The sequence below is a fragment of the Capnocytophaga granulosa ATCC 51502 genome, from assembly GCF_000411115.1.
Taxonomy (GTDB): domain Bacteria; phylum Bacteroidota; class Bacteroidia; order Flavobacteriales; family Flavobacteriaceae; genus Capnocytophaga; species Capnocytophaga granulosa.
Window position 1 is genome coordinate 33186 of the sequence record NZ_KE150260.1, and the last position, 23465, is coordinate 56650.

A 23465-nucleotide genomic window follows, 5' to 3' on the forward strand; every position below is an offset into this window, starting at 1 on the left:
ATGCACCCCTCTATCCTCAAATACCTACCCCATCGCCCCCCGATGCAAATGGTCGATACCATCACTCTTATCAATGATACAAGTATTGTTACTTGTTTTCAGATCAAGGAAGATTGTATCTTCTTGTATGAGGGACACTTCACCGAATCGGGATTGATAGAGAATATGGCACAAACCTGTTCCGCTATCGTGGGACAATTTTTTTTTGATAAAAATGACGAAGGCTCTAAGAAAATCATAGGCTATATCAGCGCTATAAAGAAAGCTGAAATATTTGACCTACCGCAAGTCACCCAAACCATTCGCACCGAGGCCTCCCTGCTCTCTCGTTATGATGATAAGGGGTATAGTATCTGTGCGATGGATTGTGCTGCCTATTACCAGCAGCACTTATTGGCAACCGCTCAAATGAATCTTTTTATAAAAGAAAACGACTGATGAAAGAAAACGAACTCCCTCAAGAAAAAGGAGCTTTAGATGGCATGAAAGAGCTTTGTTATGTAACAGATGCTCAGGGAAAATATACCACTGCCCTAAGTGAAGGTTGGGAGGTGAAGAATATTGCCTTGGAGGCTTCTTTTGGCCTTTTACAGGAGCAGATGCAAGAGGCTAAGACTCAGATACAAGCAGGTAAGCAAAGCCCCATAGTGTACTATATGATACGTGAACGTATGGATTGGGCTACCTTAGCTAGTTATATGAACAGATGGCAATGGATTATCAAGAGACATGCCAAACCTAAAGTATTTGCTCGTTTGTCAGAGAAGACTTTGAGAAAATATGCTGAAATATTTGGAATTTCTGTAGAAGAACTTAAAAACTTCTCAGCGATATGATGAAAAAAGTAGTAGAAGTAACCCATCTGTATAAGAAATATAAAGAATCTGAGGATTTCGCCCTGAAAGACCTCTCTTTTACTGTGCAGAAAGGAGAAATTTATGGTGTTTTGGGCACCAATGGGGCAGGGAAAACGACTCTCATGTCTATTCTTATGGGAGGGATTCAGCCTACTGCTGGAAACTTCACTATAAGTGGACTCTCTTATAAAGGACAAGCCCAACAAATTCGCTATAAAATAGGGGTTGTACCTCAGGAATATGCCCTCTACCCTACCCTTACGGCAAGGGAAAATCTCCATTATTTTGCTAGCTTATATGGACTTAAGGGCAAGCAAGTACAAGAGCGAGTCACTCAAGGACTGGAGCGGGTTGGTCTTCTAGAGGTAGCAGATAGGAAAATCAAACACTTCTCTGGAGGAATGAAGCGGCGTATCAACCTTTTGGCAGGGATTCTTCACACCCCTGAAGTACTTTTCTTGGACGAACCTACCGTAGGGGTCGATGTGAGTTCCAAACTTATCATCATAGACTACCTAAAAGAACTTAATAGACAGGGTATGTCTGTGCTATACACCTCCCATCATATGCAAGAAGCACAGGATTTTTGCCACAGAGTGCTTATCTTAGATAGAGGCCTCTTACGCTGTGAAAACACCCCTGAAACCCTTATAGCTGAAACCCAAGTCCAAAACTTGGAGGAGGTGTTCGTTCGTCTCACTTCTCAAGATATAGCCTATGAATAAGTTGGTTACTTCTATCTATAAGGAAATACTGCTTATTAGCAGAGACTTAGGAGGGCTTATTATCCTATTTGTAATGCCCTTGGTCTTAGTTGTTACCGTTACCCTCTTGCAGGATGGTGCTTTTCGCAATATCACCGAGCAGAAAACGGCCGTGCTATTGGTAGACAATGACTATGGGGCTGTAGGAGCACATATACGCAAGAGCATGGAAGAGAGTGGTTTCTTTTCGGTTCTCTCCGATGATGCTATCAGAGATCTTAGCGAGACAAAGGCTAAGCGTATGATACGCGAAGGAAAATTCCCCATGGCCATTGTGCTCCCCGCTCACCTCTCCGAAGACCTTGAGCGTGAAGTAAAGCAAAAGGTAGATAGGATACTGAGTGCTTTTATGGAAGAGACGTCTATTGAAGATTCTCTCAAACCTTTTGAACCCAAGGAGATACGTCTCTACTTTGATCCTACCTTACCACTCTCCTTTAAGGAAACGGTCAAAACCCATATAGATAAGATGATGTATCAGGTAGAAAATCGTTCTATCTACACTGCCTTTGAAAAGGAATTAGGGGAAGGCAAACAACTGCCTTTCTCCACAGAAGGAAGTCTCGTTACTTTTGCGGAGATCAATCCTACCCCTGCTGCTCAACTGCCCAATTCGGTACAGCACAATGTGCCTGCATGGGCGCTCTTTGCTATCTTTTTTATCACCATTCCACTCTCGGCCAATATCGTAAGAGAGAAGACACAAGGGACAAATATACGACTTTTGACCTCTCCTCTTTCTTATGGGGAGTTGCTTATGGCCAAGATATTAGTGTTCTTAGCCATAGGTATCCTACAGTTTGTCCTTATGGTTCTGCTGGGTTTGTATCTTTTCCCTCTTATGGGATTACCAGCTTTGCAGATAGGCGGACGTGTATGGGGACTATTGGCTGTAGCTACGGCCTCCACTACGGCTGCCATTGGCTTAGGGGTACTTTTGGGAACCCTCTGCCATACCCAAGAACAGTCGGCACCACTGGGAGCAACACTTACAGTAATCTTGGCAGCTATCGGCGGGGTATGGATTCCTGTCTTTGTAATGCCTCCCTTTATGCAAACCATAGCTAAGCTCTCTCCTATGAACTGGGGTTTGCAGGCTTTCTATGAGGTACTTCTTAGAGTAGGTGAGTTCTCAGCTATAGCAGGCAAAGTGGGACTTTTACTGCTGTTTTTTATTCTTTGTATGGTAATTTCTATAGTATATGACAAGGCAAAAAGAAATCTATAAACCTACCCCCTTAAGCGAAACGGTACAACTCAGGGTACGCTTTAGCGAGACGGATCCCTTAGGCATTGTATGGCATGGCAACTATATCAAGTACTTTGAGGAGGGGCGGGAGGCTTTCGGTAGGAAATACGGTATTTCCTATCTGGAGGTAGAGCGCCATGGATTTGCTACCCCTATTGTAAAGAGTGTATGCAAACATAAGAAAATGGTGCGCTACGGAGAACTCTTGGAGGTAGAGACTCGCTATATGGATACCTCTGCGGCCAAGTTGGTCTTCCAATACTATATCTACAATGAGCAAAAAGAGTTAGTCTGTACAGGTGAGACCGTACAGGTATTTACCCACTTGAAAGAAGGTACCCTTTGCCTATATAATCCGGATTTTTATACCCAATGGAAAGAGAAACACCTATCACACTCCTAATCATAGATAGCGATACCCAGTGGCTGGAATATATAGCACCTACCTTGCAACAAGCTGGATTTGAGGTGCTCACCGCCATATCTGGAGCACAGGCATTGCGTATCATTAAGCGAACGACACCCGAACTATTACTGCTGAATATCTTCCTACCCGACACCGATGGTGTAGAAGTATGCGAGCGATTGCGCCAAATGCAACTGCCTACCCGTCCTGTCATTGTGCTATTGGCCGAAGAGAACCAAGATTATGCGCTCCTTGCGGGCTTTGAGGCGGGAGCCGATGATTTTATATACAAGCGACTGAAAACCAAGCTTTTTATCTATAAGCTTGAAGCGCTTGTTAAGCTATGTTTCCAGAAACGCAAAGAGGTGAAACAGCCCTTGGTCTATGGGGATTTCTCTTTGGATGAAGAGACTTATACCCTTACTAAAGGCGATAGGCAATATGTATTAACAAAAAAAGAATATGAGCTACTCTCCTTGTTACTCTCCGCCCCTAACCGACTTTTCTCCCGTGAGGAAATAGCCACTCACATTTGGGCAGCCCCTGCCGTAGCACACAGCCGTACCATTGACGTTCATATAGGAAAGCTCCGAGACAAACTCGGTCAGACAAGGATTAAGACCGTCAAGGGCGTGGGCTATAGGTTAGTGTAGTAGTCTTCTAACCACATGATCCCAATCAGGATAGGCTTCTGAGCCAAAAAGGATTAGCTCCCCTTGGAAGTTCTCTGCTCCGTTTTTAGTACGGTCATCTACAAGGTAATCCCCCCGATTGAGGTCTTTGTGATGACTGAGTATCAATCGCTTATATAGGGGGCTATCTTCTTCTTTCCCAAAGTATTTCTGTATCCATTGCAATTTATCGCTCCAAGCAGAAGGATTACGCCAAGGTGCTGTAGAAAGCACATAAATATCATAGTGCTCAGCCAACGCATTGACCGCCTCGACCGCCCCCTTCATAGGCTGCATAAGAGAGAAAATACCAGGTGTCTCATCATAATTGCCCTTATAGGCTTCTTTCAGTTCGTCGGACAAAGCAGCAATCCCAGTGGGAAAATCCACCAGCACATTATCCATGTCTATATAAAGGATTTTTCTCATGATTTTCTGCTATTTATAAGAGTAAAAATGTCACCGACAAGTTATCTCCTTGTGAAAAATCTTGTTCTACTTAGATTGGAGGATAGAGTTCTCTCTATATAGACTTTTTTGATCTTTTCTATTCTTTTGAAAGAGCCAATCTAAAACCTAACCAAGGATACGCCTCATCTTTAGCTCCAAAATGAGTCCTTCGGTAAACCCTAGTCCCTTCTGATTCTCCATATTTTCCTCTATAACAATATTTTGTAGACCAAAAAGTTACTTTAGGACCTTGTGGATTAACACGTTCATAATAATCTTCTGAATATTTATCTGACACCCATTCTGATACACCTTCTATCATATTATAAACCCCTATTTCATTAGGATTAGGTAATATCAATTTTTCATTTTTCCAAAAATCTTCCCTTTCTTTAACATTCCAGTATCCATGAGAATTAACACCCCCTTTAGCTACAAATTCCCATTCAGCATTAGTCGGAAGACGATAATTAAGTCCTGTTCTTTCGTTCAATTTCTTAATAAACTCTTGTATATCTTCATAAGAAACACTTTCAACAGGCCAATTTTTATTACCTTGATTAGAAGAAGGATTTCCCCCCATTATATCAATCCATAGTTCTTGTGTCACTTCTTTTCTACCTATATAGAAACTACTTATAGTTACAATTTGTTCTCCTATACCATTATTATTTGTTTTATAAAAAGAACCTCCTTGTACTAGGATCATATCTGTATATATAGTTTCCTTTTGTGGTGAATTGCAACCAAAAAAAAGTAATAAAAACAAAAATAATTCTTTTTTCATCTCTAATATTTTTATCTAAAAAGCATAATAACGTAAAACAAAAGCCAAAAAAGCACCTTTAGTACCCCCAAAAACCAACCTGAATTGGGCTCCCATATAATGCATATATTATAACGATTATAAGATTTATAATATCAAAACTATACCTAGTACAGAAGTTTCTTCTTCTGAGGAGGAAGAATTGAAAGGAGAATATAATTCTCTTATTTTAAATAAACTGTTCTTTATTCTATTCATTGCTCATTTCTTTTTGGGGGTCATATGCGATTATGATCATAAGAATAGATTCCTATCAGGTAAGTGACGAGCAAGTTACTTTTAGAGAATATTTTCTCATTTGCATATTCAAATAATCCATTTTCTATAAGACAAGCCATAGTGTTTTAAAAAGTATGATATAGTTTCAGATGTATCTGTAATTGATATAAGCAAATACCTTTAGATGATTCACTAACTTCTTGGAAAAACAACAAGTTTTACAAAAAGATTGTTTTATCCTATGTGTAACGTACAATTATCCTCCTCTATTCCAACGATATGTGTTTTTATCCTCTATCAATTCACACTATAAATAACACTTAACAATTAAAATATTTTCATAATTAGATGATATATAAAAATAACATACCAAAAAATAGCTCTTATAATCCCCCAAAACCATCCATATTCAGGTATCCATATAATAGCACATATCACAGTAATAATCCAATATATTACTATAAATGTTTGGCTTGGCCCTTCTCCTTCACCTGGAAACATTGCACTTCCCATAATGTATCCTTTTAATCAAGATGTTTGATAACACTAATGAACCATGACATAACACTGGCATTTACCATTTGAGCAGAACAAGACAATGCCTCTGCAAGCCCTGCTGAACTAGCTTTTCCAAAGTGATGCAGATCATCAGGGCATATAAATCTCATATCCTTTATATGTGCTTTTTTATGACATTTTCTACATTCTATGATAGCATTCTCATCAATGCACAAGATACCTCCACATGCTCCATGATGAGTCCAATATTGCCTTATTGTATTTCTTCCACTTGACACACATATAGGACAAGCTATATACAAATCTATTTTATAACTCATTTTTGTCTATTACTATATGAACTAAATTTATTAAATGCGCTTTCTAAGTGCTCTTTCTTTATTTTGATTTCACTCACTACCTTTTTAATAGCTGTTTTACCATTGGGCTCTACGATCAGGTTATCCCTGATTGCATTCATAGAAGCCTCTCTATAAACACCTGCCATATCTGCTCCTGAGAAACCTTCCGCATTCTTGCAAAGTTCTTTTAAATATTCCTCAGTTATGCCTTCTTCTATACATTCATTTGATAACTTGCAGTACAACTTAAATATTTCATATCTTTTTTGGGCATTAGGTAGTGGTATTTCAAACTCTAAATCAAACCGCCCTGGTCTCCGCAATGCCTTATCTATAGCTCCCAAGCGGTTGGTTGCTCCAATAACCAAAATATTACTTTTCTTATTCTTCATTCCATCCATTAAAGTCAATAGTGTAGTTACATATCTTACTTCATACCCTTCACTAGTATCAGACCTGTCTATTGCTATAGCATCCAACTCATCAATAAAAATAACCGCATTACCCGTCATTTCTGCATCTTCAAAAACTTTGCGCAGTTCTTTTTCCCCTACACTAACATATTTTGACATCAGCTCAGCGCCTTCTATCTGAAAGAATTTTCCTCCCAACGATTTAGCCAATTCCTTTGCTATTAATGTTTTACCATTTCCAGGAGGCCCATATAACAACAATCCCCTATAGGGTTTCATATCAAACTTTTCAAAAAGAGAAGGATAGTTCAAAGGTAATTGTATAATCTCTCTTAGACGTACAAGTGTCTCATTCAAACCGCCTATCTTTTCAAATTCCAATACTTTTTGTCTCTTTTCAGGAAGCCCTTTTAGAATAAATTCTGTAGAAGAATCTACTCTATAGAGATTTTCAAACAAGGATTCTCTTTCTGGCGATATTTTTTCTACTATTCCATTTACTTTACTCTTAGTCCTAGGCAAAAGATTTACTTGTTTTCCTAACTCCACAAACTTATTTTTGTGAGGTAAAACTGACAATGCATGCTTTATTTCTTCTTCTGACCATAGTTCTACTTCTTTTTCAGGTAACTGTATCACTACTTTCTCTGCATAAGGAAGCTGTTCTATCTTAAAAGAAGTGATTTCTACTGATAATTTCCCATTATCCAAAAAATTTTTTCCTAGAAAATCTTTATGCAAATAAATATTCTCATCATCACCCTCTAAATCCTTTGCTAATCTATCTATTTGAGCATATATTACGAATTTACTCAAGAGTTCCTTACATTCCAGTCTTGCATAAAGCACATCATTGGGAGGTAGCTCTAAATTTTTAGCCAATATTTCATAATTTGCATTAGAAATAAATGCTCCTTGTATTGTTCTTTCAAACCTTTCGTGTCCTATGATAGGAATTTGTACTAACTTATACTTTGTTCTTTTTTGTTCTTTTTCCCACATGTTACCCCAAATTTTGCATAAACTTGATTAGCCACTCAATTCCAATCTCAGAAACCATTTGTCCAGCACAAGACATTACCTCTGCTAGTGTTGCCATATCTCCTACTCCTAAATATTCATTATCTGAGGTAGAATGAGAAGGACATTGGTATTTCCATTCCTTTACATGATCTTTATGCCTACATCTTTCACAACAATAATAGGCATTCTCTCCTACATAAATGGTACCCCCACAATTATTATGTGCATGTATCCAACCAGTTTGAGGAGTTGTTATTCCTCTTTCCTTACAAACAGGACAAGCTATATGTAGCTCAAAATAAGAGTAACCTTCACTTTCAAAACTTTGTAAACTCATTTTTTTCTTCTTTTCTCATTGGTTTCTTTCATTATTTTTCTTTAAAGCCTCTTGTTTCCTTAGATTCTTCCTCTATATACTTGGATTCCTCCTCTATCTCCTTAGATTTATCGTTTATTTCTCTATATTTATCTTCTATTTCTTTAATATCTTCTTCATTATCTTCAGGTTCCTTCTCTATCTCTTTTTCTATTTCTTTTGCTTTTTCTACTTTATTAATTTCCTTTTTTAAAATATCAGGATGCAAATTCTTTATTATTTTTTCCAGTAATAAAATAGGAATACTATCTTCAGGATATAATATGGCAAATGATCTTAAAAGATGTTTATAGCCATTTTCAGCCTTCCCTCTAGCATGTGAGGTTAAAGTCACTTGTATATTCCCTTCTTCAAATTTTCTCAATTCCTCTTCTACATAATTGGTTGCCTTTATATAAGCAATCATTCCTTCTTGAATAACTTTTTGTTTTTCTTCCTTTGTTGAATGGTGTAGATCACTATCTAAATTTCTTACATATTTATATATCAACTCTGAAAGTTCTATAGGTTTTAATGTCTTATCCGTCAAAGAAGCCAATATAGGTATAGCAAAACGCTCTATATCATTTGCTATAAAATTTTCACGAAGACTATACCATTCTAAAATATCATTCAGAAAATACTTCATTGAACTATCTGCTAATTTTGGAAATTTTGGAAAATGTCCTTGTATAGAGAGACTTAAAATTTGAAGGTATATCTCTTTATAATAAGAAGTTTCTGTAGGAATTATTGTTGTATCATCATGTTTATCTCGATGCGTTTTCATCGCAGTATACTTTTCTATTTTGGTTCCTTCTTTTATAGATAGAAAAACTTCTAATCTTTCTAATGCTATTAATAGTCTATGCACTCCATTATCCAAAAACTGAAGTTGAACTTGTACTTCCTCTTGTTCTTGTTCTTGTTTTTGCTTATGTCCTTTTTCCATATTTCTTTATTATAACATTTCATTTATTAATAAATTCTTTTCGTAATTGCTCTAAATAATTAACCAAATCATTATGACTCATTAATTGACCTAACATAGATATTACAAAAGCTAGATCTATTTTTTGATAGTTGTCCCCTCCAGCTTGTCCTAAAACCATAGAATGAGCGTTTTGATTTACTTTCCATTCTGTAATATGTGCTGTTTGTCCTCTATCGCTATAGATTGTCCAATTATCAAGATTCAGCCACAACTTATTAGATAAATCAGCTCCATAAAACCAATTATACTTATTAAAAAAAACCATTCCTTTTACATTATTCAACTCATTTAAAGCTATGAATTTTAGTTCTATTCTATTTTTATCATAATCTTTTTTATATTCTTGATTTTGTTCTCTGTTATTATCTCGACCTTCATTATATCCTTTATCATATCCCTCATTATATCCCTCATCATATCCTTCATTATATCCCTCATCATATCCTTCATCATATCCTTCATTTTGAACATCTTCATATCTTTCATTTAATCGATCTAATTTTTCATTTAATTGATCTAACCGCTGCTCCTCATAATACTCTCTTATTAATTCTTGTCGTCTTCTCTCTTTTTCTTCTTTCTCTTGATAATATTTTTGCTCTTGCTCAAGTTCCTTTTCATACCTACCAGAAGAAACATCCACATTAAGAATTTCTACATCTTGCCCATATAAATTCCATTCTTTAACAATATAAGATCTTAATGATTCTCTAGACATATGTTCATATGTATCTATTGTTTCATAATCAATAACCCATTCTCCTTTTGCATAAACATCTCCATTTCCATCATATGTAACATACCTAGATCTATATTCTACTTCATATTTTGGCATAATATTTTCTTTTACATAAACACTCTCATATATAAATCACTTTTCTTCCTTCTATCCTACCTTCATAGACTTTCTTACCCTGCACATAGATAGCCCCCTCCCCATTATCTTCTGTAAAATGAACTTCACCATCCTTGTCGGTGTATTTGTCTTGAGTCATTCCTCTAAAGAATCCACTAAAAATGACCCCTACTCTCTTGTAGTAAGCAGGTTTTCCTGTACTACTTTCTATTACTTGTACTGTAAACATATTTTTTTAGTATTTAATAATTAGACAATTTTGTATTAAAACTTTTCCCTTCATTCAATATCTGTGATGTTTGTTGGTTACGGCAGTATTGACAGTTACGAGTTCGTTGTGGTAGCACTTTTTTATATAATCCACCAACTCTCGAAGTGAAATGATATGATTCACATCCCCTGCATCAGCATATCCTTTAAGCCCTTCTATTATTGCTTTGGCAAAAAATCCCATATTATTAGTCGTATCAACATAAGAAAACTCATTGTCACTAGATCTCATCAGGATAGAAACATTAGGTAATTTTTTATTTCTGATATAATCGTCCTTACTTACTAATTTTGTTGAACTAACACAAGACATTATAAAAAAACAGCCCTAATAAAAAAAACTGATCTCGAAAAACACTTCATAGATTACTCTTTTACAAAATTAAACCCTCACTTAGATTTAATAAATATAAAAACTCCCTGCAAATATACGTCTTTTTCTTTTATTATACAACTTTTTTACTAAATATTTTTTTTAACATTTATAGAAAATTAAGAAGAGACTGCCCAAAATCCTAAAATACTGCTTTTTGAAATATAAAATTTGCTCATATTGAGTATTTTATAAATTCTATTTTATTGATAATCAGATATTTTTAGTTTTTCATAGGAAAAAGTCTGCAATAATGGAGTGTATAAGACAATTCTCCCCCCTAAAAACAAGACTTTTTCGGACAGTCTTCTGCTTTATTTCTCTATCTTTTATTGATTTAATTAATGTGAGTTCAACATAACAAAAATCTCCTACGGATTTCACGGATTATTATAAGATCAAAGGCCTTATTTATTCTTAAATTCAAGTGTTAAAAGTAACTTTTTGTATTTTCTCTTGGAAAGCTTCATAGCACTGTTGTCATAAGGAGACTATAGTTGTGCAGCCTCTAAGCCGTGTGCTTGTTCTTCTGCTAAATTAATAGAAGCCATAAACTGTTCTATTATCAGGAAGTCAAAGATTTCTTCTGCCTCATAAAAGTTCAGTTCATGTAAGCCCCTACCCTGTTGCTGGCCTTTGCCTAAGATAATGAATAGTTCCATATCTTTAGGATTGGGATCATCAGTAGGTTGCCCAAAATCATAGCTGACACTTGAGTTGTTAATTTATCTGTTCTTTTATATATTCATCTATCAAAGGATTCATGTGATTCCAAAGAATATAGTCATCTAATGCCTCAAAGTAATGTCGTAGAGGATATTTCCCAAAGAAAGTCTTCAGGTCATCTTGATATACAACTTCTAAGTGGTCTATAGCACAAGTTCTCAACTCATCTAAGGCAATCTGTGCTATATTTTTTCTATATCCCCCCTCATAGGTAGCGGGGAAAGCTACTACCACATAGGTAGGAATACCCATTGAATGTGCTGCTTTTGCTATAAGTGGTGTAATCTTTGAGCCAGTCTGCCCTCCTAATGAAGTATAAAGGAATAAACGCTTTACACCAAGTAGCATTTCTTCTATGTTAGGTGTTTGAGAAAGATTGTATTCGAGAAAGGTATAGGAAGCTCTTAGCTTTTGCTTTGCATTTGCTAAAAAATTAACTCCTCCCCCGCCTACTCCTATAAGAGTGATTTCCTGAGAGATAGCTTCAATTGCTTTTGCTCTTTTTTCGTAGTCAGATTGATATTTTTCCAACTCTTTGATAGGCGATGTATTATTTGTCATAATTCAGATATTTTTAAATTACTTCTTTACAGTGATGAGTAGTACAACCACAAGGCTATTTCCTAATAATGGTTTTGTTTGGTCTTCAATAGAAACAGCCGTTGGACAGTCAATAGGAATCTCTTTCCGTATAGACTCTGCTATTTCTACTATTTCTTCTTTGCCAGCCTTCTTCCTGCCACTAGAGAAGACACGTACAACAAGCGACTGGGCCTCCCTAAGACTCTTTATAGGAAGTGCAGAAGCTTTTATAGACACTTTTGCAGAGGTCAGTGCAGTGGTAATAGCTTGTTGAGCACGGGACTTCGCACTGCCTTTCCCTGATGCTACATGGGTTACAAAACCTTTTCTTGGGTTCTCTATTACATCTCGAAATTGATTATAATCATCAGAGAAATAGCTGATACAATTGTCGATGATAGAAAGTACCCTCGGATAGGAATCCTCTTCTTTTACAACATATATACCATCTAAGGATTGGCGGAATGACTTCAATTCTTCTGATTGGGTAGCCTTCTGCTTTTCTGAGATAAGAACACCTATAGTGGCAATCCCCAGCTCCTTACATAACTGGGTTATAGTTACAGATTCTGTGATAATTTCATTCGCATAAGTAACAAAGAATACCAGCTCTGTTTCGTCTTCTAAGATGGTTCCTATTTGCTCCTCTGTATACGCTCTCTCCTTATCTAAGAACACATAGTCTGCGCCTTTAAGAGTATTTTCTTTTTCTATAAAGGTTATGGCTTCAGCACTCTTCTTCCCGAAGCCAACAACCTTAATGGGGGTTGATTTCTTAGTCTTCATAATAAAAATTATTTTTAAAGTTATACATAGCTTCTAATAACAGTACAAATATAAAGCGAATTTTTGAGGTATTTTGTATGAGTTCGTATGCTCCTCTATACCAACTCGTAAAGCTCAAGCTCTATAAGTACCTTATCCCTAAGTAGTTGAAAATGTGCTATTCTATCCTTCATCGACTGAGAAAGCACAAACTCCTGTTCATCTTCTTCTGCTATGCTGTCAACAAAGAATCTTATTTGCTCGCTAAGGAATACATAGTGGAGATCAAAGATCTGAAAAAGCCACAATTCGAATAAGGTTCTATCTACCATCTGTCCCTCCTCACTACCCTTTACGATCATATGTAAGTCTATGAGTTGCTGGCTGTTCTGTAACTCTATTTTGAAATAGTATTCTATAGAGTTAGAAGCAAAGATTAATCGGTATAGCAAGTCCCAATCGAAAACATCTCCATACCCAGAAGCATCATGACAAACAAAAGGAAGGGTATCGAACTTAGAGAGATATCTTTTGTATATCTCCGACTCCCTAAAGTCTTTTCCCCTAAGGGTTCCAAAATAAGTATCATACTCAGCGAGTTCTTCTTTTAGGTCTTCTTCCTTGTATAGTTCTTCGATGACCCAATTAATAAAAGGGCTTTCTTCTTCCATGGTGAGTTATTTTAATGGTTTATTCTTTTCTTTAAGTAAGGTAGATCGATACAGAGTTTTCTGCTCTCTGTAGTCTCTGTAGGGATTTGCACCTGTTGCATATCCTGTTGGAGAATTTCCCAAAGCAGGCTGTTGAGCCCTCTAACACCCAACTGCTTATCGGCAGCATAGGAGGCTAATTTCTGTATGGCTTTTTCCTCTACCTTTAGGGTAGTATTATGCAGTTTGAAAAAATGCTCATAGCTGCGCAAGGGAGAGGAATCACCCAATAAAATTTCTTTTAATATAGCAGGAGTAATAGGCTTAAGGGCTACAAAATCATTGATACGCCCCAGTATCTCTCGTTTTTTGATAACCTTGAGGAAATCCTCACGAGTGGCCTTATCATAGAAAGTGCCTTCCTTTTTGCCTGTCTTTGTCTCTGGTGACACAAACCCATTTATTCTTGCTTTATTGAGTTGATCAAAAACACCTGTAAAAAGGAATAGTATTTTCTTAGTAGAAATAGTATGACTGACCTTACTATTATAGTAAGAAGTGGAAAAAGTGGCCTTGCCATTGTCATCAATAAGATTGAGCAATTCATTGATAATTCTATCATTATAAGTACCACTATAGAAGAGTTTGTCAAACTCATCGAAGAGGATAACTGATTGTTCTACTGCCGCAAGGTTTTGGCCGGTTCGCTGGTAAATCTCTGCAAATACATCCGTCAGGGAAGCACCTACGATTCCTTCTTGTACGACAGAATTGCAATTAATAACACCGAACTCACTGCCCAATACATCGGCCAGTACCTGTACACTATAGGTCTTACCGACCCCTGTAGGCCCATAGGCCAAGAGATTCGCTTTAGGCAACGAAAGATCCGAAGTGCGTAGTCGCTTATAGTGGGTATAGAGACATAAGGAAAGCTTCTTAAGGTAGGCATCTTGGCCTTTTACATATTTTTGAGCATAAGCATATAGGGTCGTAGGAGTGATAAAATCCTCTCCTATATCTAAGAAAGACAAGTGCGTACGCTTGCACAATTTCTTTATCTGAGAGAGGGGCACCTCCTCTATATAGGTCATCCAATTCTTCAGATAAGCCTTGGCCTGCTGGCAACATTGCTGATAGCGGTCAGTCCCTTGTAGCTTACTCACTTCCTCGGCAAAGCCCAAGAGGTGCTGTTCCAGTTTCTGTTGGAGGTTCTTTTTAAGTGCCTCGCTCTTATTAGGTAATCCCTCCAAGGTACGCTTTACAAAAGGAAAGTCCAAGGAAGTATTCGTAAGGAGCAGTTCTTTGATTTGGGTATCTATATTTTGCATTTCCATAGTGTGGTTCTTTTGGAATGCAAGTTACGTTTTTCTTAGCCGATAGGGGTATGAGTTGGTATGAGCTATTCGGATCGCAATTATTTTATTTTATTGTATAAGTCAGGTACATTATTTCTAAAGAATATTCGTTCTTCAAAAGTAAGGGCTATATCTTGTAGGTTATTTATAGTTCTTCTACCTGTATTTGCGGTTAAGCGTAAGCATTTACTGGTAATTCTATTATCAGGTTTTTTATAGGTTTCATTTTTATCAAACTTATACTTTATCAAAAAATAATTAACTGCTGCTATTTTATGTTTTCTTATCAAATCCTCTTCTGAAAATTCTTTTTCTATCCAATAATATAAATAAATAGCAAAACGACGTACAATTAGTTTATCTATAAAAGTATCTTCATCCTTTATAAAGTTCAATATCCTCATTTCATTTTTTAATTCATTGAAAATAGATGATCTTTCTTTATCTTCTAATTGATTATATACATCATCTATTTTAGATTGGATATTTTTTCCTATTATTAATGCTTCTATTTTATTAAATATGTTTTTTTCTCTTTCACTCCCTCTTTTTACCACCCCTTCTAACTTCCCTCTAATATTTATTTTAGTATTTCCATCTAACATTCCTTTATTTTTTATTCTATCAAAAATTTTTCCTATCCATTCTTTTATATATACATCATTAGGATATCCTTCATATATATTATTCCATTCTTCTTTATATCCTGTTATTTTATTTAATATTCCTATTGTAGTTGGAGCTTTATATACATTAGAGGTTGTATTATTGTTTATTTCATTTTTAAAACTATTTATAAGCTTTATAGCTCCTTTATCTATCTTTTCAAGCGCTTCTTTCCGCATCAAAAGCCACTTATAAAACTCAAAGAGTTTTTCACTTCCAAAGGCATTGACCTTAAGTCTTTCTTCGGTATCGGCCGCCCAATAGTGGAGTTTCTGGATAAAATTGGCACGCTGTTCTGCTGTCGAGAGCACCAATTGCTTATTCTCAGGAACAATCAGTATAGGGCTAAGGCTGGAGATCCGATGCTGGAACATTCTGGGAAGCTCTGAAAGTGCTATAAATACACAGTAATGCCCCATAGCAACCACCTTCTCTATAAAACGGTAGCCCTGAGGTTGGGTCATCGTGCGCTGAGAAAGAGCAGCAGAAGGATTATCCCAAATGCGAAAATCCACAATCACTACCTTATAAGTATTATTAGTATCTGCTTTTATCTCAGCTAAGGCCTCTACTGTATTGGTGTGATGGGTCAGTATTATTTTATCCTTAGCCTCCACTTTAAATTCTTTTAGAATATTTTCATCATCTTCTAAAATGAGTACATGAGGCTTTTGCTTATCAGTAGCTGTGTTTTCCTTTGGAAGAGAAAGTATAGCATCGGTAAAGAGTTTTTCTGCTTCGGTACAGATATTCCTAATTTCTTCTTCAGTGGCACTATCCAATAGTTCAAGTAGCTGTTTTTTCTCAGTACTTTCAGCGGCGGTTTGCAAGATCTGTTCAAGCCATTTTCTATAATATTTAATCTTTTCCTGTTTTACATCATGCCTAATAAGCGCTAACATTCCCTTTGGATTAGCAAACTGATAAGCATCTTCTTTCTCAAGAGGCAACACTCGCTCCATCTTATAGAAAGCTTCCAAATCTGCATTACTTGGCCCTGTTGTTGAAAGTTGAATAAAATGATATCCTAAGGTATATAAGGAAATAATTTGCATATCGGGATAGCTGTCGATTATATCCTTTTTTGGCAAAAAAGAAAGGAATAGTACAGGAATATCTATCTCTCTATTCAAGCATATTTCTCTTTGTACCAATCTCACTCCCCAATGTTCCTTCGCCTCATGTAGCTTTCCTTGTCCATCTTGCCAAGTAAGCTGACAGAGTACTACTAAAGCAGCATATTCACTACTTTTTATAGCCTCTCGTTTCTTTTCAAAAGAAGGCCAATCATACACAAAGTCTATCGCTCCTATCCTATCTTTTGAGAAAAAACTATTTTGAAAATAGTTTTCTATCTCATCCTTTTCTTTATACTTATTAAAGCATAATAAAATTTTTCTATTTATCATTCCAATACTTTTTATCGATTTTGACCTCTAATATATTTGAATTCGATTGTTTTTTGCAAATAGTAAACGTTACTTGTGTTCCATCTTTTCTTAATTCCATTGTTTTGCAAAAAGTTATACCATATTCATAAATATTTACGCCATCAGCATTACTTATTACATTTTTACTCATTATATGTCTTATCGCATTTTCTCCTTTAATTTTGATTCCTATATCCTTTTCTATTCTTTTCAAGTCCAAATCAGAACACTGTAATATAATACATCTTCTTTTGCCATCAAATCTTTTAATTTGTCCTTTATATTCTATGGTATCATCATATTCCTTACCTATATCTATATTCATATTTACTACAGCCTCTTCTTTTATTATATTATCAACCTCTTTATTTTCAACAGCTAATATTTTAGCTACTAATTCTTTTCCTCCATCATTTATAGAATCGCTACATTCTATTTCTTCTATTTTAAAATATATCTTTTTGTTTTTTAGTTCTTCATCCTTTATTCCCTTTAATTTTTCATTGTTTTTATCAACCTCGAACTCACTTTTCAACACAGGAGTAGTTATTATAATTGTGTTTTCTTTTATTTCTGAAACGGCTCCTATATATATAAAATTTTTATTCCATTCATATTCATCTTTATCTCCTATATTCTTATCTATATCCCTATTACTCAACAAATTGAAAATAGAAGAAATAAAAACCTGTAAAATTTCTATTTCTATATTTTTATAATGGGTTGCTATATTTCTGTTATTTATTATATTTTGTGAGTATTGTGATTTATTTTCATCAGTTTTCTTATACTTTTCTTTAGGAGACATTATCTTCAACTTGTCAGCATCCTTACTCTCTTTTTCTGTATAATAAATAACTTCGAATACTCTGTACAAATAAATTACAATAAGACTATTATATGCTTTAGATAAGTCTTCTTTATAATCATTTTCTACAATCTCCATTCGTATAAAATCAAGATATAACTTTATGGATTCTTTAATTACCTCCCAAATATCTTCCCGCTTTACCATTTCTTTTTTTATATCATCTCCTTCTATATCTATATTGAGAATTTCCTTTAGAGAGGAAAGATCATTACAGGTTTTTTTATTATTTATTGGAGCTTTTGTCGGCTTTTTCTCTCTAATCCAAAATGCTGTTTCCCACCAAAAGACATCCTCATGTTTTTTGTATACTTTATATAGGGGTACAAATTTACTATAAACAAAGCGAATATGTTTATTCTTTATAGCCAAGTGATATATTATTCGCACAAGATCTATATAGTTATTCAACAGAGATTTGGGGTCATTTTGTTCGTCCAGTCCTTTCTTTTGCCAATAAGCAAGCGCTCCAAATTTATGTATGTTATGGTACAATTTCCATTTGTTAGAAGCCGTTGTGACAAGTATTGGACAAGGAAAATCCTCTTCCTTAAGAATCTTAAGTATTTGTATTCCAGAGATTTCTTCCAGAGGTATCTCTTCATCTTCTGCTCTAAGGCGTATATCTAGGATCAAAAGAATTGTTTGGTAAATATTTTTGTCTCCATATAATTTTCTTTCTTCTATAATTTTGAACAACTCATCTCTTGTTTCTATTATTTTATTTACTACCTCTTCTACGAATGCTTCTCCTTCTATATTTTTGTTGGGGACTATTGTTCTAAAATACTCATTTTTTTCTCCATAAATAATTTTTTGAAATATATCCGACCAGCCTTCCTCTGCTTGATCATCTACATAAATAATTATAGGAGGTTTTTCTTTAAACTCTTCCCATATATTAGTGATATCTTCTTCTTTATTTTCCCTTTGATATTCTTCTAACTCTTTTATAATATCGTCTTTATCAATAGGGTTTAGGTATTGTGCAATCTGTCCTTCTATACTGTTATATTGTTTCCATAGTTTATCTGTTCTCTTAAAAAATGTCTCTATTGTTGGTTCTAGAGTATAGTGAGCTTGATTCTTGAGCCTCTCTTCCATAACCTTATGCATTTGCCAAAGGGTATAGACTCCCCACCAATTGGCAAAAATATGTCGATTATCGGGTAGATAGTTTTCTATTTTAAAGAAAGAACTCAAATCCTCGTATACTTGTTGTTGGGATAATGCTTCGAAATCAATACTTTTTATATCAAAAGATGTTGATAGCTGATAATAAGTTACTCCTTGCGAATAGAGTATTAGATTTCTTGTGTCCTTTAGCAAAAGTTCTTCTCTCGAATAGAAAGAAAAGAGTACACAATGCTGGTGATAGTGGTGCAAGCGTAGTCGCTTAAGCACCTCTATACCTGCATGCTGAGATAACTCTGGCTTATAATCTATATAGATACAGAAGAGCTTTGGAGGCTCCTGCAAACACTGTACCTCCTCTATAATCTCCAAAGGAGAGGCACTCGAAAAGGTGACTGCTTCTCCTTCTAAAAAAATAAAATCAGGTTTCCCTACAAAAAATATATTCATTCTTTTTTATTTTTAATACTTTCAAGGAATTCTTTCTCTGCTCTTTTTGTCTTTTCTGTTTCTCCTTCATAGAAAATAGCTTCTATGATATCTGCAATTTGGTCTTGAGTATAGGCGAGCCCATCTGCTTTCCATTCTCTTCCATTTACTCCTCTTTCTATTAAAAAGCTTGATATTTTTTGGGCAAAAACATCATAGGTTCTATCCCTTCCTACATGCTGTCCCACTTTTTTTCTCTTCTCATCAATATCAAAGAGAATACTTTCATGATCAAATTTATTACCATGATCATTAAGATGATAAAGTATATAGATATCATCCTCGTCTTCCTTTATATTATTATAAAATTTCTTGAATGACTGCTGATCTATCATATCACTTGCTAAAAAGAGAACATCTTCTTTATTATAGTCAGAAATCAAAACATTTCCTCTAAGTGCCATTACCCCTTTGTTTTCTAATTCTTTTATTTCTTTGAACTCTACTTTATTCCGTTCTCTATCTTCGGGCATAAAATTTTTTATACTTCTCTTATTAGTAAAAACGATTAACTTTTCCATTATCTTCTTGATTGGTTTAATATATAATTAATTGAATATTTATTTCTATTTTCCACAAAAGCATATAATAAGGAAGAGATATTCAGGTAATTTACCGATAAGGGAAGGTGCTCTAAGGTTTGTCTTCCTCTTCCTGAAGTAACTATAACCCGTGTTACTTTTACCCATTTGTTCAATTGCTTATTAATAGCTTCTGTCCTATTAGTGTCATTGTTATAAATCCGCTCTAAGATTCCATAGTGAATTACTAAAAACTCTGCTTTTTTTATATTATCTATATATGCTATAATTGCATTTTTATCATCGTTTGAAAAATGTTCTTTCGCCAAATCTATTTCTTCTTTTTTAGGAATGAGTACATTTATATAATTAAAAATCTCAGCTTCTTTCACCCCTTGGCCATCTTTTGCAGGATAAATACTTTCTGCAGCTCTTTGGATACGCTCATCTATTACGATTACTTTGTTGAAATAGGCTTCTACTAATTTTTGACATATAGGAGACTTTCTTGCCTCTTCTACATATTCTTCTAAATCATTTTTAAACCCTGGTAATTTCCGTTGTGCTGCACTTGATAATGGTTCTATAGTTACCAAAGAGGTATTTACACCTTCAGTCAGTCTTTCCCAGGTACGATAATTATTCAAATGGTTAAAGAAGACCACTTGTCTACATTCATCATAATCAAATCCATTTTCTATATCTGTCTCTCTTATTATATCTTGGCATATATTTTGATTAACTTTTGTTGTATTTTCATCTATTTCCTCATCTTCCTTTCCTTCCCACCGTTCCCATACCTTTTTTTCAAAATCTTCTATATCTTTTGAATCTATTAGTTTCTTTACAAAGTCTTTTTCTATGAGCATCAGTCTCTCTGGAAGTAGAGATAGTATCTCTATTCTTTCCTTTCTATTAGTTTGTTTATCATTATGTGTTTTGTAAAAACATTCTCCTAATTCCCCTAATTTATCCTGAGCTCCTTCTTGTAAAAATATAAATTCATAACTATATACTTGCCCTTCTTCTATACTTTTTTTAAATCCTTCTGCTGCTAAAAAACTTATTCCATAACTTTCTAAGGATTTTTTATTTTTTTCTTCTAAGAAATAATCTTCTTTAAACACAAAGGCGTATTTTTCAGGTTTTCTTACGTAAAAACGATAGCCTAAATATCTATTTTCTGTTTCTCTAAGGTTTTGAAGAGCCTCATCATAAACTTGATTTGTAGTAAAAGCATGCAAGAAAGTAAGGTTGTGTTCTTGAAAAATTTCCACTACATTTTTTCCTGTTTTTTTATATTCCTTGAGTGTTTTTTCTGAAAATTCTCCTATTTTAGCTATATCTTCTTGTTGCAAAAATGCTCCGGCTGCTTTCATTTCTAACTGTCCTAAACCATAAGAACGCAATTGATTATTATTCATATTAAAAGCAGACTTAAGTAACATGTTATTTAATTTACTTTTTAATCTTCTCGAGTTTGTCTGTACAATAGAGTCAAAAATTTCTACTTCGTAATATTTCTTCAATGACTTTGAATTAGAAAACTTAACTACAAAATGTACACAATCTTGCATTCCTATCACATTATGTTTAGCTGTATTTCGAATGATGTTTTCTATAATATTATAAAAAGCTTGTTGTCCTATAGTTCCTCCTGGTAACATAATAGAAATATCATTTTTCTCATCAAAGATTTCATATCCTTCTTCTGTCTCTTTAATAAAATGTATTTGATATTTAAAATTGTCTATCCCCGATATATAATTAAGCAAAATACGGTTTTCATCTAACTGTTTAAAAAGTTCTCCATATACTCTTTTCTCTGCTACCGTATTAGTTATTCCATAAACTGCCTCATTGAGGTAAAAACAACGATTAGAAATATACCTAAAAAACACTGCTAATTGTTCTTGCTGCTCTATAGGGGTTATTCCCCTTTGTTTTTCTTCCCAAGGAAGCTGGAAACTACCTTGATAAGTATTAGGTTTCTGTATATGGCTTTTTAATTTATTAAAGGAGAAATCCTCTCCCTTCTGCAAATGAACGAGTACGTGTGAGATAATATTATGAGAGAGATTCCTAATAAATACCTGTGCATAAGCAGCCTTTCTTGCCTGTTCTTCAACATTTTTTTTACTCTCTTCTAATTTCTTATTTATATTTAGTAATTCCCTATTACTTTCTTCTATTTTATTGTTCTTTTCTCCAATTACTTCAGCTGTTTTTGAGGAAGAGAATTGAGAAATAAAATTTTCTACATGTAACTTAATAACATTTATCTTTGTCTCAGGCAATTGCTGATTAAATAAAATAAAGATAGAAAATCTTAATTTGTTAAGCCCTGCTCCAAAAGATTTACATCTCCATAGAAGCGTCTGCCCATATTGTTTCTTATCTAGAAATTTTGCAAATTTTTCAAAGATCTTATCTTTCCCTGATAGCTGTGATCCGTTTTTAAGCCGTTCTAATCTGTATTCAGAAACACTAGTATGAGTTTTTTCTGGATAATAATGTAGATGTTCTAGTCGACGATGTTTTCCATTAGGTAAAATAGTTACTGCATATACTTCCTCTTCCCTTGCAAAGTGCGTATTTTCCTTATATTTCGAATCATTTAAATAGTTGAAATATTCTAAAGAAGTATTTATATAACTTTCTGTTTCATAAGAAATTGAAAAGATTTTAACTTCTTTTTCTTCTTCAATAACATAGTTAAAATCAATAGCCAATATAGGTACATCATATTCTATATTTCGTTCTTTTTTAGGGACATTTATGTATAAGCAATCTAAAATATCTTCTTTTAAGCCTTCCAAACTTGCTGTTTTTGAAGTTGCTGAGCTATATTGCCTTGGAGATATTTGATTAAAAAGGAAGGCCTTATTCAAAGTCTTTACCTTTTCTACAGGAAGCTCTCCTTTCCAAAAAGGAACAGAATACCAATAAGAATGTAGTAACACTATAAAGTTTTCTTTGCTATCTTTCTTAGAAATAGTTTCCACTACTGTAGCGATATTGGTGCTAGTACTTCCAGGTAAACCTATAAAAAGATTAGAAAGGTTCATCATTGCTTCCATTTGCTCAGTTACATTATCGGTTCTAATCACATAATCATACCCTATAGGCGTCTTCTTTTCTTCTGTTGTGATGACTGCTATCAGTTGTATTTCTTTTCCTTTTTCCCTAAGATCACGTTTATCACTATATTTTTCAAACTTCTTTACTACAACTTCTGAGATTCCTCCTGTTCCGCTTGTAATAATTTTTAATATTTTTATTTCACTAGATTTTTTGAACACCTCATAAATTTTTTTCACCAATAGTTCTATATCTCTTTTGGAAATATTGTATTTTCGCTTTCTAAAAATACTCTCATCACGTCCTCCCAAAAAGCATATTGTATAGGAATGATTATCTTTTTCAGTAAATACATTAGTTACAGTCTCCATCGTTTCTGTTTTTGTATGGTCATATCCTGCCAAAGATACGTTTTTTTCTTGAGTTTTCATAATCTTTTCGTAAATATTTTTTTAACCATTTTAAATAAAAGGTTTAACCATTTTAAATAAAAGGAGTAAGCACCAGCACTTACTCCTTTTATCACTTGTTATTAGTCTTTTTTCTGTCTTCTTTAAAGAGAGGGTGTCCGAAAGGCCTTGTCTTTAGAGAGCGAATTACCTCACATAC

General features: G+C 34.5%; 24 protein-coding genes. 6 read left to right on the top strand and 18 right to left on the bottom strand.

All coding sequences use genetic code 11. The features are described 5' to 3' along the window. The 6 genes from HMPREF9331_RS12175 to HMPREF9331_RS12200 are packed head-to-tail and all read left to right on the top strand — an operon-like array spanning position 1 to position 3929. Positions 1–438 (top strand): hotdog family protein, encoded by a 438-nt coding sequence (locus HMPREF9331_RS12175; protein ID WP_016421191.1) that lies wholly within the window; start codon positions 1–3, stop codon positions 436–438. Beyond that, positions 438–836 (top strand): flexirubin biosynthesis protein DarG, encoded by a 399-nt coding sequence (gene DarG, locus HMPREF9331_RS12180; RefSeq protein ID WP_009641279.1) that lies wholly within the window; start codon positions 438–440, stop codon positions 834–836. The genes HMPREF9331_RS12175 and DarG overlap by 1 nt, the downstream gene beginning before the upstream one ends. After that, positions 833–1582 (top strand): ABC transporter ATP-binding protein, encoded by a 750-nt coding sequence (locus HMPREF9331_RS12185; RefSeq protein ID WP_016421192.1) that lies wholly within the window; start codon positions 833–835, stop codon positions 1580–1582. Before DarG ends, HMPREF9331_RS12185 begins: the two co-directional genes overlap by 4 nt. Next, positions 1575–2849 (top strand): ABC transporter permease, encoded by a 1275-nt coding sequence (locus tag HMPREF9331_RS12190; RefSeq protein ID WP_016421193.1) that lies wholly within the window; start codon positions 1575–1577, stop codon positions 2847–2849. The genes HMPREF9331_RS12185 and HMPREF9331_RS12190 overlap by 8 nt, the downstream gene beginning before the upstream one ends. Then, complete coding sequence (locus HMPREF9331_RS12195) at positions 2824–3273, top strand: acyl-CoA thioesterase (protein ID WP_016421194.1); 450 nt, start codon at positions 2824–2826, stop codon at positions 3271–3273. The genes HMPREF9331_RS12190 and HMPREF9331_RS12195 overlap by 26 nt, the downstream gene beginning before the upstream one ends. Next, positions 3243–3929 (top strand): response regulator transcription factor, encoded by a 687-nt coding sequence (locus tag HMPREF9331_RS12200; protein ID WP_016421195.1) that lies wholly within the window; start codon positions 3243–3245, stop codon positions 3927–3929. The genes HMPREF9331_RS12195 and HMPREF9331_RS12200 overlap by 31 nt, the downstream gene beginning before the upstream one ends. Here HMPREF9331_RS12200 and HMPREF9331_RS12205 read toward each other — a convergent pair. The 18 genes from HMPREF9331_RS12205 to HMPREF9331_RS12290 all read right to left on the bottom strand — a co-directional run bounded on the left by HMPREF9331_RS12205 (position 3921) and on the right by HMPREF9331_RS12290 (position 23287). Continuing rightward, complete coding sequence (locus HMPREF9331_RS12205; protein WP_016421196.1) at positions 3921–4376, bottom strand: 5' nucleotidase, NT5C type; 456 nt, start codon at positions 4374–4376, stop codon at positions 3921–3923. The two genes, HMPREF9331_RS12200 and HMPREF9331_RS12205, sit on opposite strands and share 9 nt — an antisense overlap. A gap of 118 nt (positions 4377–4494) precedes the next feature. Beyond that, positions 4495–5184 (bottom strand): formylglycine-generating enzyme family protein, encoded by a 690-nt coding sequence (locus HMPREF9331_RS12650; protein ID WP_016421197.1) that lies wholly within the window; start codon positions 5182–5184, stop codon positions 4495–4497. A 782-nt stretch (positions 5185–5966) separates the two neighbouring features. Then, positions 5967–6281, bottom strand: a complete 315-nt coding sequence (locus HMPREF9331_RS12220; RefSeq protein ID WP_016421201.1) for a hypothetical protein — start codon at positions 6279–6281, stop codon at positions 5967–5969. Further along, complete coding sequence (locus tag HMPREF9331_RS12225) at positions 6278–7717, bottom strand: ATP-binding protein (protein ID WP_016421202.1); 1440 nt, start codon at positions 7715–7717, stop codon at positions 6278–6280. Before HMPREF9331_RS12225 ends, HMPREF9331_RS12220 begins: the two co-directional genes overlap by 4 nt. A gap of 1 nt (position 7718) precedes the next feature. Next, positions 7719–8075, bottom strand: a complete 357-nt coding sequence (locus tag HMPREF9331_RS12230) for a hypothetical protein (RefSeq protein WP_016421203.1) — start codon at positions 8073–8075, stop codon at positions 7719–7721. A gap of 31 nt (positions 8076–8106) precedes the next feature. Then, the gene (locus tag HMPREF9331_RS12235; RefSeq protein WP_016421204.1) at positions 8107–9045 is read right to left on the bottom strand and encodes a hypothetical protein; all 939 of its coding nucleotides are present in this window, start codon (positions 9043–9045) and stop codon (positions 8107–8109) included. A gap of 19 nt (positions 9046–9064) precedes the next feature. Beyond that, positions 9065–9922 carry a FliH/SctL family protein gene (locus HMPREF9331_RS12240; protein WP_016421205.1) on the bottom strand — a complete coding sequence of 286 codons (858 nt, stop codon included), beginning with the start codon at positions 9920–9922 and terminating at the stop codon, positions 9065–9067. A gap of 25 nt (positions 9923–9947) precedes the next feature. Beyond that, positions 9948–10172, bottom strand: a complete 225-nt coding sequence (locus HMPREF9331_RS12245) for a hypothetical protein (RefSeq protein WP_016421206.1) — start codon at positions 10170–10172, stop codon at positions 9948–9950. 54 nt (positions 10173–10226) lie between these two features. Continuing rightward, positions 10227–10397, bottom strand: coding sequence for a hypothetical protein (locus HMPREF9331_RS12250; protein ID WP_169450073.1), 171 nt, complete (start codon positions 10395–10397; stop codon positions 10227–10229). A gap of 680 nt (positions 10398–11077) precedes the next feature. Further along, positions 11078–11248 carry a hypothetical protein gene (locus HMPREF9331_RS13035; RefSeq protein WP_016421208.1) on the bottom strand — a complete coding sequence of 57 codons (171 nt, stop codon included), beginning with the start codon at positions 11246–11248 and terminating at the stop codon, positions 11078–11080. 58 nt (positions 11249–11306) lie between these two features. Further along, positions 11307–11873: an FtsZ/tubulin family protein gene (locus HMPREF9331_RS12255; RefSeq protein ID WP_016421209.1), complete on the bottom strand. Its 567-nt coding sequence runs from the start codon at positions 11871–11873 to the stop codon at positions 11307–11309. A gap of 18 nt (positions 11874–11891) precedes the next feature. Continuing rightward, the gene (locus HMPREF9331_RS12260; RefSeq protein WP_016421210.1) at positions 11892–12680 is read right to left on the bottom strand and encodes an FtsZ/tubulin family protein; all 789 of its coding nucleotides are present in this window, start codon (positions 12678–12680) and stop codon (positions 11892–11894) included. A 95-nt stretch (positions 12681–12775) separates the two neighbouring features. After that, positions 12776–13330: a hypothetical protein gene (locus HMPREF9331_RS12265; RefSeq protein WP_016421211.1), complete on the bottom strand. Its 555-nt coding sequence runs from the start codon at positions 13328–13330 to the stop codon at positions 12776–12778. Between the two features lie 11 nt (positions 13331–13341). Further along, a complete protein-coding gene (locus HMPREF9331_RS12270; protein ID WP_016421212.1) occupies positions 13342–14646 on the bottom strand; it encodes an AAA family ATPase in 1305 nt (434 codons plus the stop codon). Between the two features lie 80 nt (positions 14647–14726). Next, a complete protein-coding gene (locus HMPREF9331_RS12275; protein WP_016421213.1) occupies positions 14727–16742 on the bottom strand; it encodes a hypothetical protein in 2016 nt (671 codons plus the stop codon). Then, positions 16732–19215, bottom strand: coding sequence for a response regulator (locus HMPREF9331_RS12280; RefSeq protein ID WP_016421214.1), 2484 nt, complete (start codon positions 19213–19215; stop codon positions 16732–16734). Before HMPREF9331_RS12280 ends, HMPREF9331_RS12275 begins: the two co-directional genes overlap by 11 nt. Further along, positions 19212–19775 (bottom strand): hypothetical protein, encoded by a 564-nt coding sequence (locus HMPREF9331_RS12285; RefSeq protein ID WP_144267038.1) that lies wholly within the window; start codon positions 19773–19775, stop codon positions 19212–19214. The genes HMPREF9331_RS12280 and HMPREF9331_RS12285 overlap by 4 nt, the downstream gene beginning before the upstream one ends. Then, complete coding sequence (locus tag HMPREF9331_RS12290) at positions 19775–23287, bottom strand: hypothetical protein (RefSeq protein WP_016421216.1); 3513 nt, start codon at positions 23285–23287, stop codon at positions 19775–19777. Before HMPREF9331_RS12290 ends, HMPREF9331_RS12285 begins: the two co-directional genes overlap by 1 nt. Positions 23288–23465 lie beyond the last annotated feature (178 nt).

Excerpts from the sequence above, each read along its gene's own strand:
- HMPREF9331_RS12175 (WP_016421191.1), top strand. The coding sequence starts at position 1 with ATGCACCCCTCTATCCTCAAATACCTACCCCATCGCCCCCCGATGCAA.
- HMPREF9331_RS12240 (WP_016421205.1), bottom strand. The coding sequence starts at position 9,922 with ATGCCAAAATATGAAGTAGAATATAGATCTAGGTATGTTACATATGAT.
- HMPREF9331_RS12290 (WP_016421216.1), bottom strand. The coding sequence starts at position 23,287 with ATGAAAACTCAAGAAAAAAACGTATCTTTGGCAGGATATGACCATACA.
- HMPREF9331_RS12270 (WP_016421212.1), bottom strand. The coding sequence starts at position 14,646 with ATGGAAATGCAAAATATAGATACCCAAATCAAAGAACTGCTCCTTACG.
- HMPREF9331_RS12280 (WP_016421214.1), bottom strand. The coding sequence starts at position 19,215 with ATGAATATATTTTTTGTAGGGAAACCTGATTTTATTTTTTTAGAAGGA.
- HMPREF9331_RS12190 (WP_016421193.1), top strand. The coding sequence starts at position 1,575 with ATGAATAAGTTGGTTACTTCTATCTATAAGGAAATACTGCTTATTAGC.
- HMPREF9331_RS12185 (WP_016421192.1), top strand. The coding sequence starts at position 833 with ATGATGAAAAAAGTAGTAGAAGTAACCCATCTGTATAAGAAATATAAA.
- DarG (WP_009641279.1), top strand. The coding sequence starts at position 438 with ATGAAAGAAAACGAACTCCCTCAAGAAAAAGGAGCTTTAGATGGCATG.
- HMPREF9331_RS12220 (WP_016421201.1), bottom strand. The coding sequence starts at position 6,281 with ATGAGTTATAAAATAGATTTGTATATAGCTTGTCCTATATGTGTGTCA.
- HMPREF9331_RS12260 (WP_016421210.1), bottom strand. The coding sequence starts at position 12,680 with ATGAAGACTAAGAAATCAACCCCCATTAAGGTTGTTGGCTTCGGGAAG.
- HMPREF9331_RS12235 (WP_016421204.1), bottom strand. The coding sequence starts at position 9,045 with ATGGAAAAAGGACATAAGCAAAAACAAGAACAAGAACAAGAGGAAGTA.
- HMPREF9331_RS12200 (WP_016421195.1), top strand. The coding sequence starts at position 3,243 with ATGGAAAGAGAAACACCTATCACACTCCTAATCATAGATAGCGATACC.
- HMPREF9331_RS12650 (WP_016421197.1), bottom strand. The coding sequence starts at position 5,184 with ATGAAAAAAGAATTATTTTTGTTTTTATTACTTTTTTTTGGTTGCAAT.
- HMPREF9331_RS12265 (WP_016421211.1), bottom strand. The coding sequence starts at position 13,330 with ATGGAAGAAGAAAGCCCTTTTATTAATTGGGTCATCGAAGAACTATAC.
- HMPREF9331_RS12230 (WP_016421203.1), bottom strand. The coding sequence starts at position 8,075 with ATGAGTTTACAAAGTTTTGAAAGTGAAGGTTACTCTTATTTTGAGCTA.
- HMPREF9331_RS12285 (WP_144267038.1), bottom strand. The coding sequence starts at position 19,775 with ATGGAAAAGTTAATCGTTTTTACTAATAAGAGAAGTATAAAAAATTTT.
- HMPREF9331_RS12255 (WP_016421209.1), bottom strand. The coding sequence starts at position 11,873 with ATGACAAATAATACATCGCCTATCAAAGAGTTGGAAAAATATCAATCT.
- HMPREF9331_RS12245 (WP_016421206.1), bottom strand. The coding sequence starts at position 10,172 with ATGTTTACAGTACAAGTAATAGAAAGTAGTACAGGAAAACCTGCTTAC.
- HMPREF9331_RS12205 (WP_016421196.1), bottom strand. The coding sequence starts at position 4,376 with ATGAGAAAAATCCTTTATATAGACATGGATAATGTGCTGGTGGATTTT.
- HMPREF9331_RS12275 (WP_016421213.1), bottom strand. The coding sequence starts at position 16,742 with ATGATAAATAGAAAAATTTTATTATGCTTTAATAAGTATAAAGAAAAG.
- HMPREF9331_RS12195 (WP_016421194.1), top strand. The coding sequence starts at position 2,824 with ATGACAAGGCAAAAAGAAATCTATAAACCTACCCCCTTAAGCGAAACG.
- HMPREF9331_RS12250 (WP_169450073.1), bottom strand. The coding sequence starts at position 10,397 with ATGGGATTTTTTGCCAAAGCAATAATAGAAGGGCTTAAAGGATATGCT.
- HMPREF9331_RS13035 (WP_016421208.1), bottom strand. The coding sequence starts at position 11,248 with ATGGAACTATTCATTATCTTAGGCAAAGGCCAGCAACAGGGTAGGGGC.
- HMPREF9331_RS12225 (WP_016421202.1), bottom strand. The coding sequence starts at position 7,717 with ATGTGGGAAAAAGAACAAAAAAGAACAAAGTATAAGTTAGTACAAATT.